This window comes from Acinetobacter sp. YH12069 (genome assembly GCF_013419675.1).
Taxonomy (GTDB): Bacteria; Pseudomonadota; Gammaproteobacteria; order Pseudomonadales; family Moraxellaceae; genus Acinetobacter; species Acinetobacter amyesii.
Window position 1 is genome coordinate 155,739 of the sequence record NZ_VOZS01000008.1, and the last position, 14,367, is coordinate 170,105.

Consider the following 14,367-nt stretch of genomic DNA (forward strand, 5'->3'; position numbering starts at 1 on the left):
ACTTGATAGCAAGATTTTCTTAACGAACTTATAGGCGGTAGAACTGACGGGCATTTTGTTGGAAGACTAAAGTCAGCGCATCATGATCATAACTCGCGACCGCATCTGAAAAGGCGTCAATAATATTCACCAAGGATGCACTCACACTATCCATCGGGAAGTTAGAGCCAAACATCACACGGTATTTCCCAAAGCATTGTAGAGCATGAGAAATAAGCGGAAAGGCGCAATCGAAAATCTCTTGTTTGGATGCAAGGCGTTGTTCTTTATGAAACTGATGACCCAGTACAGGCATGAATAATCCAGACATTTTGGTATAAACATTTGGGCAACTTGCCAGTTCAGCTAAATCATCTTTCCAACGAAACAAGATATTGTCACGTGAAGTTTGGGTTAAGCCTGTATGTGAGCCGACAGGTCCAAAGGCACCGACAGGTGTCCCAAAATGATCCAGAACGATAGATGTTTCAGGGAAAGCACGTGCTAAAGCGGTTAAATCACGAATCTGGTCTGAATAAACCCATGCATCAAAACTTAAATTCATTTGAGCAAGAGCTTCAAAACCTTTCATAAATTTTTTATTGGTATAGAGATGGGGCTCATTGGTCCATGCATGAACTTTTGGGTCTTCATGTACAGCTGCCATTTTTCGTATGCCACGAAAATGTGGGGAGGCTTGTTTATGCATTTTAAGAATTTTCTTAAAACTACTGTCACATGGGTCTGCAGTGCCGACTATGGCGCCAAGTTTAATTTTTTGAGCGTTAAAGTCTAAAGATTCAATAAACTTGGTTTCACCAACCACCCCTTTGCCTTTATGGTCATGCCAGCTCGCTTCTACATGTACGATTTGATCAACCAAATAATGTCCTGCATCTTGCTTATAATTTTCAGGCAAATACGGTGTCGTCACATGTTTGGTCAAACCAACTGTGTCAATTAACTCTTGCGGCTTAACTAAGCGCATCATTTTGTCGAGCAAGTAGGGATGTTTACCCAATAATTTCACGGCAAGTGAAGCGGCATGTGGGGTATTGTACGGATCCCATTGATGTATATGTGAATCCACGATGGCAAAATCGAGCGTCTGCATTGCTATCCTTGTCCTTAAAACCATGTCCATTTCTTGCGTATTTCATTGTATTTCCGAATACGCAAGGTACTGAAAATAGTTTGAATGATGAAAATACAACGTTATGACTGAATATTAAATCAAAGCTTTGTGAAAGAGAAGTTGTATAAAAAAAGCCCCGAAGGGCTTTTGATTAATGCTGATGATCGTTGTCGTGATCATGCTTATTTGCATGGAATTCTTCGTTATGACGGAAGCGAAGATAGTTTTCAAACTGTTCGCAATATTCATCATAATTATCTTCAAGCATCATTTGAAATTGTTGAAGAATATAAGACATCACTTGATCTTTGGCATCACGCATTTCTTTGCCATCTTTGAAGCCATTTGCAGCAACCCAAGTATTAAAGCGAGCAGTACCAAATAACATGGCAGCACTCACTTGGCCGCGCATTTCTGCAGGTTTAACTTGAGAACCTTTTTCAACACGACAAAATTCATTGGCTTGTTTAATAAATTCATCCGCACGTTCAAAGAAAGCTGCATTCAACGCTTCTTCTTCGGTTACATCAGTAGCTTCAATCTTTTGAACCATGAATGTGTCCTAGCATAAAAATCTAATGCAGTATTATAGGCAAAGCCTTGCAGAAACTAAACCTTTGACTTAATCTAAAAAATAGCCTAAGTAAAATGGAATGCTTCATGCAAGACGCAATCGCAGTGCAAAGTCTGAAAAGTGATATTGCATTACTTCGACAAAATATTTGGCCGCCCTCAACCTTAGCCAATGTAGAAGGGCTGCCCATTTATTATGGTACACAGTCTGAAGTAGCCGAATATTATGCACAGTGGACAGGCTTAATTGAACGTGCTCAAGACTTATTTCAACCCTTTGTGGAAGATGAAGTCCTTGATGCAATCCATTTGCCGAGTCATTTGAATCTGCCGCTTTTTTATTTTCATGTGGATCGTATTCGAATCAACAAAACACGTGCGAAAGAATCTAAAACCTTTCGTGGTATTGCAAGTTTGGTTGAAAAATGTGGGCAGTTTGAAGCAGATCAAATTCAAGCGATGCGGCTATGGCTAGACAGCGATGATACGGCTGCTTTGGTCGCACACCGTGAATTTATTGACCTCAGAACCTATGTATTTCAACATGGACAAAGTGATTATACCCGTACTCGTTTTTATGTGAATGGCATTGTACTTAGTGTCGAAAACGAGTTTAAATTGGTGGATGCCCGTGACAAACCACGTAAAGCCCGTAGCGATAGCTATAGTGACCCTTTAGCAGATAACAATACGTGGAAAATCTTTGGGAAATATCGTTAATTACTGATGTTACGCAGTAACATCAGAAGCGCCATTTGATTCAAATAAAAGAGCGATACGCGGCAACGTCATCCGCAAGTGTTTGAGACAGAACTACATCTATTTAAAGATGTTTTTGCGATACTTTGAATAAGTAGACGCTAGTGAACGAGTTTTGCGGTGAGGAGCATTGCTCCGCAAGATGGTTTCCTTGCGAAGCTTCGCTTCTCATTTTGCCGAAACAAAAGTACTTCCAGCCGAAGGCTAATCCCTTTATTTAAACCCTAGATGTAAGACTCCGTCGAATAGACTTAAAAATCATTTTAAAAATGCGTAATTACTTTTACGTGCGTAACATCAGTTAATTAAATATGTTGACGATATTACTTAGAACGTGAATTTAGTTCGCTGCACAAGGATGCTTTGGATTATGTAATCCACGCCCTAATGTGAAAATAGCCACTATGGCAAATGCCGAAATTGAAAGTTTGGCCCATGCAGAGCAATTGACTGATTTTTATATGCCATTATTACAAGGGATGACCATGCAAGCACGTGATGGTATGGCCTTGACGCAATTACAACGCATGGTGAGTAATGCGATGAAATCATGGGGGTTATTAGCACAAGGTCCAATCAGTATGGATCATGAATTAAACCCCCAATAGCATCGAGGTCTAAACGCAATTTTCTTAGTTTTTTTGAATGACTGATATGCAAATACTATTTTGAAGTTGATTTGCAGGGATGAATTTTGATGTCGCCTAATTCCATTACACTGATATAACCATCAACCGCAATTAAATTATCGCTTTGACTCGATAGAGTTAGACATTCTCCGGACTTGACGCTAGATAGTAACAGACCTTGTTGCGGATTCAAGTTCATGCTGTAAATACTCAGTGTGCCAGCATCGGTTTTGATTTGGTAAGACTCATCACCATAGTCCTCATTATTATTGCGCAGGACTTTAAAGGTTCGTCGTGTCTGATCAAAGTTTTGAGTTGGAGAAAGCGGCTTTTCGACTTGTAAGGATGCCGTGCGCCTTAATTCGGTGCTTTGCACAGGCTTATGTTGTTCACTACAAGCACTTAGTAATGGGAAAATGATAAAAATAAGTGAAAATGAAAATAGGGGATGAATTACAGGTATGTGACTTTTCAACATAAAACCACCCTGAATCTAAGTTTTCAGATAGCTTATTTTAAAAGTTTTTATCCAGAAAATAAAAATAATAGCTTCTCAAAATATTTCAATGTAACTGAGTCAAACTAAAAAAATGATGAATTGAAATTAGCCGACTTTGAATCTGAATGTTTAACAAATGAATATCTCTATGACAATGTAGGATAGAAATAAAAAGGGAGACACATTGAATCTCCCTTTTTGATTTTACTTAATGAGTTTTCGACTGACAAGGAATTGCTCGGTCGCTTCTAATAGCTTATCTGCATAAACCTCTTGTTTTGCAGTCAACCAGCCGAGAACAAACCAATCACTAGCTTCCAGCTCTGTTTGCTGAATATATTGTGCAGAAGAGGAAAGGACTTGATATTCCTGAGCCGCGACTTGTGCATCATTGAGCGCTTTACTATATTTCTGCAAGTTTTTTACATCATAAATAGACGTCAAAATTGGGAAGCTAAATTTAAGCTCTTGTATGCGCTGAGAAAGCACATCTAAGCTTTCAAAATTGTTAATGTCGGCATCATTTAAAGCCTCTTGCAGGGCTTTATATTGGTTTTGAAGGGTAGTTTGAGCATACCATTTAAAATCATGTTGTTGCGGTGCTTCATCGACTTTCAAACTAAACATTAAAAGCTCAAGATAATGATGCACATTTTGAGTCGATTTAACCAAATTGCCTAACTTCTCTTTGGCATACAAAATATCTTTGGTTAAATTTTCTGAGGTCGTTGGGTTTTGTAAAAAGCCACCCAAGGTATTTTGCATGTGCTCAAAATGGTGTAATTGTTCAAACTGCTGTTTAAATGCGCCCAATTGCACAGCCCATTTTTCAACGATATCGCTGTTCCAATCTTTAAACAGCGAAATGGTTAATTGTAAATGATGGAGTGCTTTTTGAGCTTGTGTAATGTGCTCGGCCTGAGCAACACCTGCAGAAATTGCGGCAATATTAGGCAGAAGGTGCTGCATTTCCTGTGCAATTAAAAGTCGTAAGTTTTTTGCGGCAGTGTCTTTTTTACTGAGTTGAAATTCTTTAGCCTCAACTGCTGGACTCACAGTTTGATTCAATGCCAGCAAATTTCCAATTTCAGCTTTACTACGAACATCTAACCACAAATGGTACTTTTTAACCCATTCAAAACTAAAGGCAAGGAGTGATTGAATAGAGCCACTTTTAAGTTCAAATTCAACTTCGTGAACCTCTGTTTCTGTATTGTTGCTACGGATACAGCCGATATCTAAGCTAACTTCGATCTTGGCATCTTCAAACTCTATGACGCGATAAGTTCTCAGAATCTCAGTTTCAAATTGAAGTTGTAGCGAATCTTGCTGATCACCTAAAGTGGTTTTTAAAACCGACTGAACTTCAGCTTCATTGCTATAAACAGATAAATCTAGGGCAGGGGCTTGTTCAAGTTCACCCAAATCTAAATTATGTTCAAACCGTTCAATGTGACTTTTACCAGCAGCTTTCAAGGTTTGAATCCAGCGCGTTCCTTCTAAACGTTGACGCAAGGCTGCATGCTGCTGGGCCATTTGTCGATCTGGGGTATCAAAATATTTAGCTTTAAGTTGAATTTGTTCCGATTTTTTTGGATCGAGTGCTTTTAATAATGCAGTTCGACGTGCTTCTGGAATCTGGAACTTTAATTCAACTTCAACCATGGTTTTCTGTCCTGATGTCACAACTTCATGATCTGGCATGAAGCGATCTTTAAATTTTTATAAAAATGAAAAACTAAAATGTGCGTAAATTTTCTATGAGTTAAACGCGTATCGATTGTAGCGAAAAACAGTTGAGAAGTAAGACTTGACGGATTTGAAAACTCTGCTTTTGGACTAAGAAAAGTTTTAAAAGATGGATATTCCATCAATTGTATAATTCACAATGGTTCGACTTTCATGGGATCAAAATAAAATTTTACGCCTTTAAAGTGGGCGAGTTTTGAGCTATGTTGGTTAAAATAAGTTCAGGATGAGCACAAAATGAATTCACAAGTACAACCCGAGTTTAATCGAGATTTAAAGCCCGAATTTCAGTTGCCTATTCGTGACTACTCGCAATTTTATCGATTTTATTTGACTGAACATCGAAATATCATGAGCCGACGTTTACATGCCACAGGCAGCAGTATAGGACTCTATTTCTTCACGAAAGCAATTTTAAAAAAACAACCAAAGTATTTTGCTTATGGTCTGGTTTCAGGCTATGCCTGTGCATGGGTCGGACATTTTTTCTTTGAAAAAAATAAGCCAGCAAGTTTCAAGCAACCTTTGTACAGTTTTATTTCCGATTGGCGTATGCTGTCTGATATTGTGAAGGGAAACTTAAGCTTAAAAGACCGTAATTTAGATAAGATTGATAGTTAATTATTTATTAATCAAACGTTTAATTTTTATGGATCTAGGCGTGATTTTTTTGAGTAAATGACTTGCAAAATTAGAGTGATTAGTCTAATAATGTTCATATTGTTTATTTACTACTTATCTATAAGATGAAAAGTCGATAAACCCCAGTTTTCCGAGCCTAGAGTGACCTTCTCTAGGCTTTTTTTATGGCCTTAGAAAAGGTCTATTGTTTGAAAGATATAACAATAAAAATTTTCATAAAATAGGCTAGACTTTTTGATGCTCTGAACGCTCCCCAAAACGTTTCTTACCAAGCACCAAAAAGTCTAATAGGTTACACATTTTTATTTTTATAAAGTGTTGTGTTTTTATGCGCTGCGTTTTGTGTTCTTCTGTTTCAGTATTAAATAATTTGTATCAGTTTTGTTCTATACCTGAAAATAGGTATTTTTTGCCATTTTCTACAGAAAATTCAATTAAACATTTATATAAGCAGTCCTGTGAAAAGGAATATAACTTTCTCAGCGGCAAAGCATTAAAATTTTATGCCCCAAGCAACATTTCATAGACCTAATCGTTATAATATTCAAAAGTTTTAAGTTGTGATTGAATTATGCGTGGTTTATACCTCATTACCAATGATGATCCTATCGAATTGCTTTTAGCCAAACTCGAAGGCGCGATGGCAACTTATGAAGTTGCTGTTTTGCAATATCGCCGTAAAAAAGTGGCAAAGGAAGATCAGGCTTATGAAATTGAATACATGAAAAATATGTGTAATCAGTACAAAGTGCCTTTTGTTATTAATGACGATCTAGAAACTGCAGTTCAATATGGTGTGGGTGTCCATTTAGGGCAAGATGACGGTTCAATTGCTGAAGCTGTAGCACGCTTACCTAAAAATGTTTTGATCGGTCGAAGCTGTAATAACTCTTTAGAACTGGCTGAGCAGGCGATTGCAGACGGCGCAAACTACGTGGCTTTTGGCGCAATTTTTGCGACTGAAACCAAGCCTGAAGCAGGCAATATTGGCTTAGAAACGCTAAAACAAGCCAAAGCGAAACTAAATGTACCTATTTGTGCAATTGGTGGATTAACTGTAGAAAATTCTGCTGAAGTGATTGAAGCGGGTGCTGATCTTTGTGCTGTGATTAGTGATGTATTAGGTCGTTCAATGTCTGCTGTAAGCAGTCGTGTTTATGAATGGTCTGAGCTTTTTGCTGAACAAGCTTAATTTTATTTTTTAGATTGAATAAGTAGAGAATTTTTATGAGCTTATCTGCTAAGCAAGAACAATTATTTAAACAAGCCAGCAAGCATATTCCTGGTGGCGTAAACTCTCCTGTACGCGCATTTAATGGTGTAGGCGGTACACCGGTATTTATCGAAAAAGCGCAAGGCGCATATCTCTATGACGTAGACGGAAAACGCTATGTCGACTATGTCGGCTCTTGGGGCCCAATGATTTTAGGTCATGCGCAGCCCGACATTATTAAAGCGGTTCAAGAAGCGGCCGTTGATGGTTTGAGTTTTGGTGCGCCAACGGTTCATGAAACGACTTTGGCGGATATTATTTGCGAAATTATGCCGTCTATTGAATTGGTTCGTATGACCAACTCAGGGACTGAAGCAACCATGACCGCCATTCGTCTTGCTCGTGGCTACACCGGCCGTGACAAGATTGTAAAATTCGAAGGCTGCTACCATGGTCACTCAGACTCGCTTTTAGTAAAAGCAGGTTCTGGCTTATTGACCAAGGGTGAAGGTGAAGCGACTTCTGCAGGTGTTCCGGCTGATTTCGCTAAACACACCTTAACACTGCCGTACAATGACATTGCCATGCTGAAAGAATGCTTTGCAAAATTCGGTTCAGAAATTGCAGGTGTAATTGTCGAGCCAGTTGCAGGCAACATGAACTTGGTTAAACCGATAGATGGTTTCTTGCAAGCAATTCGCGATGTGTGTGATGAGCATGGTTCAGTCTTTATCATTGATGAAGTAATGACAGGTTTCCGTGTAGGTCTTGGCGGTGCGCAAGCGCATTATGGTGTAACGCCTGATTTGACCACTTTAGGCAAAATCATTGGTGCAGGCTTACCCGTGGGTGCTTTTGGTGGTAAACGTGAAGTGATGGAGTGCATCGCGCCACTGGGTAAGGTGTATCAAGCGGGTACATTGTCTGGTAACCCATTGGCTATGCGTGCTGGTATTGAGATGTTTAAACATTTGCGTAAACCAGGCTTTTATGAAACCTTAACTGAAAAATTGGCAGGCTTACTTGCTGGTTTACAAGCTGCTGCAGACGAGGCGGGCATTCCGTTCTTTACCCAGCAAGTGGGCGGTATGTTTGGTATTTACTTTACAGATCAAACTGAAATCACTGGTTTTGATTCAATTTTGAAATGTGATGTAGATGCGTTCCGCACTTTCTTCCATGGCATGCTGAAACGTGGTGTTAACCTTGCACCGTCTGCATTTGAAGCAGGGTTCTTCTCAAGTGCGCATAGCGATGAAGATATTACATTTACCATTGAAATGGCGAAAGAAGTTTTTGCTGAAATGAAGTAATTTTCATTTAAATCGGTAAATTCTGCTTTAGAATAAAGCCCGCAGCCTGCTGTGGGCTTTTTTGTTGTTATAAGTTCAGTTTTTTAAGAAAAGGATTTTTAAATGAAAACCAAGCATTATTTAACTTTAGCAGATGCAGAATTTTTACTAAACACAGCACATACTTATGCAGTAGAAAATGGTTTTAATGTCAGCATTGCGGTAATGGATGATACAGGCAATTTATTGGCGATGAAACGTATGGATGGTGCATCGCCAATGACAGCAAATCTATGCTTAGAAAAAGCCAAATGTTCAGCCATTAGCCGTCGTCCTTCAAAGTTATTTGAAGACATCATCAAAAGTGGTCAGATGGGTTTTCTGACCATGGATACCTTTTCAGGCATGCTGGAAGGCGGTGAGCCGATTATGTACGAAGGGCAATTGGTGGGTGCAATGGGCGTGTCTGGGGTAAAGTCATTTCAGGATGCAGAAATTGCACAGCAGGCGATTGAGAAGTTTTTGGCACAGGTATAAAACTTCCTTAGAGATTTTTAAGTTTAGCTATATTTAAAAATTCATAGTTTCATAGCCAATGATGCGTCGAACGTGAATAATCACAAAAAAGCTGTTTCATTGTGCTGGACTCTGAAATGGATGATTTTAATAAGATATTGATGCTTATAGGTAAATTTCAAGAATTTCGTAAAAGGTTTATTATGTTAATTGTAAAAATAATTAAAAGTTTAGGAATACTAGTAGAATGCAGCTAATAGAAATAGAACCTTATTTTTGGGAATTATATGAGGATAGCGAAAATATATATCTCAATGTTTTTATAAATATAAGTGGAATTTCTTGGGAGAAAACTATCTGCCTAGATGAACAAGCGATTCAGCAGTATCAGACTCAAGGAAAAAGTTTTATTGATGGCTTAGCGAAAAGAATTGAAAGTAGCCAATTTGGAACAGATTATGAAAGATTTTACTCATATGTAGATGCCTCTAAAGAACAGAAAAAGGAAATGCTTCAAGCATTTAAAGAATATAAGGCTTAGCAAAATTAAATCCATTTAATATAATGAAGATTGTACGAAATGTTTATGTTTACATAGGTAAATAGCAAAGAACTTATTACTTTTGTGTATCTACGCTAGCATAAGTTTAATTTATGAATAATTAGTTGACTCATCTCCCATGCTTTACCCAATGCCTAAAAAAATCCAATTTTCACCATCTCAAGCAAAATGGCAGCTGTCATCAACACAGTCAGTATTGGTATTAGTAGGACTGCAAAACTTACGCATGCAGCAGGGTATACAAGATACGCAGTTGATGGAAAATATTATCCAGTTGACCAATAAAGCCAAAGCCTTAGAGATTCCTATTGTAGATTTATATGGTGATGATTTACTTCAAGGCATGCAGCAGCTCGGTGAATATGCAACAACACACCCGCAGCTCATCTTTGCAGGGCAAATCACACCTATGCTGAAACAGATCTTGCCGCATCTATACAGCGTGACAGAGCAAATCTGTATTGTTGATGACGCAATTGTGCTGAATAATCAGGAACAGCATATTCTGTGGGTGGACTCCATATCAGGCCAAGGTATCCATCATATGAGTAGTTATAATTTGATGCGGCTTTGGAATCTGTCAGCGCCAACGGAATTCGTCTTGTCGGCCAAAGGCATATTATTGGCTATCGCAGAACAGTTAGATATGGACGCATTGGAAATAGATCCCTTAATCGATTTACGCAGTTATGGGCTCGATTCCATTGCCATGGTCAGCTTAATTGGGTTGTGGCGTGCCAATGGTGCAAACATCCGTTATGAAGACTTTTTAGATGGTGCAAGTTTAAAAGCATTGCTAGAAAAATTGCTCAATACAGATTAAACAAAGCCAATTGGAATTATTTTTGTTCTAAATCGGAAAATACGTCGGGAAATATAGCTTTGTGCATTGTAATTGTTGGCTAAGCTTTTTATTATTGCCGCCTTGTTTTTCGAGATCAGAACTGGATTGAACTTTGAGTAATTTTCTAACCGAACACCTGATACATCGTGACACTGACTTTATGGTGATCCATAAACCAGCAGGTTTACTCACAGTTCCGGGAAAAACAGCAGATTTACAAGACTGTGTTATCAATCGATTATTAAAAATTGAACCGAATACCTTGCTCATCCATCGTTTGGATCGTGATACCTCAGGTATTTTGGTTTTTGCATTAACCCGTCAAGGGCAAAATCGAATTTCACGCCAGTTCCAAGAACGTCAAACTTCAAAAACATATCAGGCATTGGTTGCGGGTACGCTCGAAGGTGAAGGTACTGTTGATGTACCCGTCGTGTATGACCCAGAACATCCGCCACTGCATATTGCCGATCCTGCACATAATAAGCCTGCACTTACGCATTGGAAAGCCACTGAACATTTTGAGATTCAGGGTCAAGCCGTAACACGTGTAGTGTTAACTCCTATTACCGGTCGATCCCATCAGCTTCGTGTTCATATGCAATATTTAGGTCATCCTATTGTTGGTGATACTTTGTATGCAACACCTGAGCAACAGCAGCTGATGCCACGCTTATGTTTACATGCTGAGCGCTTGAGTTTTAACCATCCTGAAACAGAGCAAACAGTGGAATTTCACTGTCCTGTACCATTTTAGGAAAATCATTTAAATCCCTAAGAATTCTGCTCACTATTTAGTGGGCTTTATGTCAAAATATATTGCTTTATGGTCTAGATTTTTGCTCAAATAACGTTCACAGTTTGAGCATAATATTTTCAGACCGAACTTGAGAAAAAGGTGGAAAAATTGCAGCAGTTTGCTATTGGTCAACGTTGGTTATCAGATACAGAAACGGAACTGGGTTTAGGTGTTCTTATTGATGTTGATGAGCGATCGGTCAGCATTTTATTCCCGAAAAGTGATGAAACTCGTGTCTATGCCCGTCACAATGCACCTTTATCTCGTATTGTTTTCAATGTAAATGACGAAGTCCAAGACCAAGAAGGTCAAATTTGGACTGTTGAATCTCTTGAAGACCGTGGTGGTGTGGTTCGTTATAACGCGGTACGTAAACTTGCCGATGGCACAGAAGAGCGTAAAGCACTGAATGAAACACGTATTGGTGCAAGTATTCAGTTAGCAAAACCATTAGATCGTTTGCTTGCAAGCCAAGTGGACTATAAAGAATGGTATGACCTGCGTATCGAAGCACTGCTTCTTCAAGCCAATATGAAGTCTAGCCCTCTACGTGGCTTGGTAGGTTCACGTGTGGGTCTCATTCCACACCAACTGTATATTGCGCATGAAGTGGGTAAACGTTTTGCTCCACGTGTATTACTTGCTGACGAAGTTGGTCTGGGTAAAACCATCGAAGCTGGTCTGATTATTCATCAGCAACTCAAAACGGGTCGTTCAGAACGTATCTTGGTCTTAGTACCTGATTCATTGCAATATCAATGGATGATTGAAATGCGTCGTCGTTTCAATCTTGAGTTCTCATTATTTGACTTGACGCGTACAGCTTCGATTAAAGAACACGATCCAGACCTCAACCCATTCTTAACTGAACAATGCATTATTGCTAGTGTTGATTTGATGATCGACCATGATGACTTGCGTGAACAAGCGCTTGAAGCTGGTTTTGATTTGCTCGTGGTCGATGAAGCCCATCATTTAATGTGGTCAGAAGAAGAAGGCGGCAATGACCGTTATGACCTTGTTGAAGAACTTGCTGAAAAAACGCCGGGTGTCTTGTTACTAACCGCAACGCCTGAACAATTAGGTGTGGAAAGTCACTTTGCACGTTTACGTTTACTTGATCCACAACGTTTTAGTTCACTTGATCGTTTCTTGGATGAAGAGGAGCAGTATCACCAAACAGCTAAAATTGCTGAAGTGCTGATGTCTGATCTGCCACTCGAAGAAGGGCATTTGGCAGCGATTGAAAGTCTATTAGGTCATCGAATTACTGACGAGCCAGAACAACGATTCCGTGCTATTCATGAGTTATTAGACCGTCATGGTACAGGTCGTATTTTATTCCGTAATACCCGTGAAGCGATTCAAGGCTTCCCAGGTCGTGACTGTCAGCCTGCGCCATTACCTGCACCAGAAAACTGGTCTAAAGATGGCAAGCTACGTGAACAAATGTGGCCTGAAGAAGCGCAGCTTGATGGCTCGTGGATGGAAACTGACCCACGTGTGATGTGGTTGATGGAACGTCTGCGTACAGACCTGAAACACAAAAAAGTGTTATTGATTGCACGCAGTGGTCCAGTGGTTGAGTCTTTAGAAAATGTACTTCGTTTGCATGCAGGTATTCGCACAGCGATGTTCCATGAAGGCATGAGCCTATTAGAGCGTGACCAAGCAGCGGCTTACTTTGCGGAAGAGTCATACGGTGCGCAAATTTTACTATGTTCAGAAATTGGTTCTGAAGGTCGTAACTTCCAATTTGCATCGGACCTTGTGTTATTTGACTTACCTGCTAACCCAGACGTACTTGAACAACGTATTGGTCGTTTAGACCGTATTGGTCAAGAAAATCGTATTCAAATTCATGTGCCTTATTTGGTTGGTACTGCTCAAGAGCGTATGTTCCGTTGGTATAACGAAGCATTAAATATTTTCTGTAATATCTCGCCGACTGCGCAAACCTTACAAGAAAACTTCATCGTCAATCTGAAAGATTGTTTGTTGGCAGATAAAGGCCAAGAGTTTGAAGATCTGCTCGAAGCCGTAAGTGTGCAACGTGAAGCGCTTGAAGCTGAACTTCAAGAAGGTCGTGACCGTTTACTTGAATACAACTCTTGCCGTCCAATCGTGGCACAAGAAATTGTGACTGCACTTGAAGATTATGATGACAACACGACTTTGCCAATGTTTATGAAACGCTTTATGGCGTCTACAAACATTGATTTTGATGAGCAAAGTAATGGTACCGTGATCATCAAGCCAACGGATCAAATGCAAGTTCAAGGTCTGACTTTGGACGAAGAAGGTATGACGGCGACGTTCTATCGTGACCAAGCACAGATCCGTGAAGATGCTCAATATTTAACACTTGAGCATCCATTCACTGAAAGTGTGATGGAAATGATTAATACGCAAGGCTTTGGTAGTACCAACGTTGCTGTATTGAAATCGGCCGCTTTACCGCAAGGTTCTGTGTTAATGGAAGTGTGGTTTAAAGTCGATGTCGTTGCACCGAAAGCATTGAATTTGCCGTCAAGTTTGCCACAACAGTTGGTTCGTGTATTACTGAGCGAAAAAGGTCAGGATTTATCGCAAAAAATTGCACCTGAAATTTTACGTCCTTATTTACATCATCTTGATGGCAACAGTTGCCGCCAAGTGGTTAAGGCGCGTCGTGATGTCATTGAACAGCGTTATACGCAAGCGCTTGAAATTGCTCGTGGTGCATTACCGGGCTTTAAACAACAAGCCAAAGAAATCTACGGTAGCAAATGGCAATATGAAATTGACCGTTTAACTTATTTGAAGCAGTTCAACCCAAGTATTCGTGAAGACGAAATTGCACGTTTACAAAAACTGCAAAAAGAAGGTTTAACACTGCTTGATGGTCTAGCGGTTACACCAGAAGCGATTCAAATTATGGTAGTGGTTAAGCCATAAGTTAAGAATCTTAAAAAAGCACCTTAGGGTGCTTTTTTTTATGGCTAAAATTATAACTGTAAAATTAATCACGACAGATTTACGCTAAATCAAAGTTTTGTATTGTTTATTTTTAGGATCTGTTGACATTTGTTGATTAAAAAAATAGCGAGATAGTAAAATTAAATCGCCAAACCCAATTTTACACTCGCTATGCCTCGAACAATGCTAAATGATCAACACTGGTCCAAGTTACTTGC

The 14,367-nt window shown here is 39.4% G+C and carries 14 protein-coding genes; 10 read left to right on the forward strand and 4 right to left on the reverse strand.

Annotation, left to right across the window (positions count from 1 at the left end; genetic code table 11):
* Window positions 1-28 precede the first annotated feature (28 nt).
* Together FTU16_RS07930 and FTU16_RS07935 are read right to left on the reverse strand one after the other, a co-directional pair.
* A complete protein-coding gene (locus tag FTU16_RS07930) occupies window positions 29-1,093 on the reverse strand; it encodes an amidohydrolase (RefSeq protein WP_180054500.1) in 1,065 nt (354 codons plus the stop codon).
* 172 nt (window positions 1,094-1,265) lie between these two features.
* Window positions 1,266-1,667: a DUF3144 domain-containing protein gene (locus FTU16_RS07935; protein ID WP_180088625.1), complete on the reverse strand. Its 402-nt coding sequence runs from the start codon at window positions 1,665-1,667 to the stop codon at window positions 1,266-1,268.
* A gap of 107 nt (window positions 1,668-1,774) precedes the next feature.
* Between FTU16_RS07935 and FTU16_RS07940 the strand changes: the two genes are divergently transcribed.
* Both FTU16_RS07940 and FTU16_RS07945 read left to right on the forward strand, forming a co-directional pair.
* On the forward strand, window positions 1,775-2,407 hold the full coding sequence (locus tag FTU16_RS07940) for a hypothetical protein (protein ID WP_168378943.1): 633 nt from the start codon (window positions 1,775-1,777) through the stop codon (window positions 2,405-2,407).
* 443 nt (window positions 2,408-2,850) lie between these two features.
* Complete coding sequence (locus FTU16_RS07945; protein ID WP_180163042.1) at window positions 2,851-3,054, forward strand: hypothetical protein; 204 nt, start codon at window positions 2,851-2,853, stop codon at window positions 3,052-3,054.
* Window positions 3,055-3,109: 55 nt separating this feature from the next.
* Here the strand turns inward: FTU16_RS07945 and FTU16_RS07950 are convergent, their stop codons facing one another.
* Window positions 3,110-3,553, reverse strand: a complete 444-nt coding sequence (locus FTU16_RS07950; protein ID WP_180163043.1) for a hypothetical protein — start codon at window positions 3,551-3,553, stop codon at window positions 3,110-3,112.
* 225 nt (window positions 3,554-3,778) lie between these two features.
* Window positions 3,779-5,239, reverse strand: a complete 1,461-nt coding sequence (locus FTU16_RS07955) for an inorganic triphosphatase (RefSeq protein WP_180003176.1) — start codon at window positions 5,237-5,239, stop codon at window positions 3,779-3,781.
* Window positions 5,240-5,560: 321 nt separating this feature from the next.
* Between FTU16_RS07955 and FTU16_RS07960 the strand changes: the two genes are divergently transcribed.
* From FTU16_RS07960 to rapA, 8 genes are all read left to right on the forward strand, one after another.
* Window positions 5,561-5,944 (forward strand): DUF962 domain-containing protein, encoded by a 384-nt coding sequence (locus FTU16_RS07960; RefSeq protein WP_180002975.1) that lies wholly within the window; start codon window positions 5,561-5,563, stop codon window positions 5,942-5,944.
* A gap of 592 nt (window positions 5,945-6,536) precedes the next feature.
* Window positions 6,537-7,157, forward strand: coding sequence for a thiamine phosphate synthase (gene thiE, locus FTU16_RS07965; protein WP_078188828.1), 621 nt, complete (start codon window positions 6,537-6,539; stop codon window positions 7,155-7,157).
* Window positions 7,158-7,192: 35 nt separating this feature from the next.
* Entirely contained in the window at window positions 7,193-8,491 is a 1,299-nt protein-coding gene (hemL, locus tag FTU16_RS07970) for a glutamate-1-semialdehyde 2,1-aminomutase (protein WP_180163044.1), read from the forward strand.
* 102 nt (window positions 8,492-8,593) lie between these two features.
* On the forward strand, window positions 8,594-9,007 hold the full coding sequence (locus tag FTU16_RS07975; RefSeq protein ID WP_180163045.1) for a heme-binding protein: 414 nt from the start codon (window positions 8,594-8,596) through the stop codon (window positions 9,005-9,007).
* A gap of 226 nt (window positions 9,008-9,233) precedes the next feature.
* Complete coding sequence (locus FTU16_RS07980) at window positions 9,234-9,527, forward strand: hypothetical protein (protein ID WP_180163046.1); 294 nt, start codon at window positions 9,234-9,236, stop codon at window positions 9,525-9,527.
* 139 nt (window positions 9,528-9,666) lie between these two features.
* On the forward strand, window positions 9,667-10,371 hold the full coding sequence (locus FTU16_RS07985; RefSeq protein WP_180163047.1) for a phosphopantetheine-binding protein: 705 nt from the start codon (window positions 9,667-9,669) through the stop codon (window positions 10,369-10,371).
* Between the two features lie 133 nt (window positions 10,372-10,504).
* Window positions 10,505-11,149, forward strand: a complete 645-nt coding sequence (locus tag FTU16_RS07990) for an RluA family pseudouridine synthase (RefSeq protein WP_078188821.1) — start codon at window positions 10,505-10,507, stop codon at window positions 11,147-11,149.
* A gap of 141 nt (window positions 11,150-11,290) precedes the next feature.
* A complete protein-coding gene (gene rapA, locus FTU16_RS07995; protein ID WP_180003802.1) occupies window positions 11,291-14,128 on the forward strand; it encodes an RNA polymerase-associated protein RapA in 2,838 nt (945 codons plus the stop codon).
* Window positions 14,129-14,367 lie beyond the last annotated feature (239 nt).

What these genes read in the sequence shown, in the direction of transcription:
- FTU16_RS07930 (WP_180054500.1), bottom strand. Translation starts at nt 1,093, where the DNA reads ATGCAGACGCTCGATTTTGCCATCGTGGATTCACATATACATCAATGG.
- FTU16_RS07935 (WP_180088625.1), bottom strand. Translation starts at nt 1,667, where the DNA reads ATGGTTCAAAAGATTGAAGCTACTGATGTAACCGAAGAAGAAGCGTTG.
- FTU16_RS07940 (WP_168378943.1), top strand. Translation starts at nt 1,775, where the DNA reads ATGCAAGACGCAATCGCAGTGCAAAGTCTGAAAAGTGATATTGCATTA.
- FTU16_RS07945 (WP_180163042.1), top strand. Translation starts at nt 2,851, where the DNA reads ATGGCAAATGCCGAAATTGAAAGTTTGGCCCATGCAGAGCAATTGACT.
- FTU16_RS07950 (WP_180163043.1), bottom strand. Translation starts at nt 3,553, where the DNA reads ATGTTGAAAAGTCACATACCTGTAATTCATCCCCTATTTTCATTTTCA.
- FTU16_RS07955 (WP_180003176.1), bottom strand. Translation starts at nt 5,239, where the DNA reads ATGGTTGAAGTTGAATTAAAGTTCCAGATTCCAGAAGCACGTCGAACT.
- FTU16_RS07960 (WP_180002975.1), top strand. Translation starts at nt 5,561, where the DNA reads ATGAATTCACAAGTACAACCCGAGTTTAATCGAGATTTAAAGCCCGAA.
- thiE (WP_078188828.1), top strand. Translation starts at nt 6,537, where the DNA reads ATGCGTGGTTTATACCTCATTACCAATGATGATCCTATCGAATTGCTT.
- hemL (WP_180163044.1), top strand. Translation starts at nt 7,193, where the DNA reads ATGAGCTTATCTGCTAAGCAAGAACAATTATTTAAACAAGCCAGCAAG.
- FTU16_RS07975 (WP_180163045.1), top strand. Translation starts at nt 8,594, where the DNA reads ATGAAAACCAAGCATTATTTAACTTTAGCAGATGCAGAATTTTTACTA.
- FTU16_RS07980 (WP_180163046.1), top strand. Translation starts at nt 9,234, where the DNA reads ATGCAGCTAATAGAAATAGAACCTTATTTTTGGGAATTATATGAGGAT.
- FTU16_RS07985 (WP_180163047.1), top strand. Translation starts at nt 9,667, where the DNA reads ATGCTTTACCCAATGCCTAAAAAAATCCAATTTTCACCATCTCAAGCA.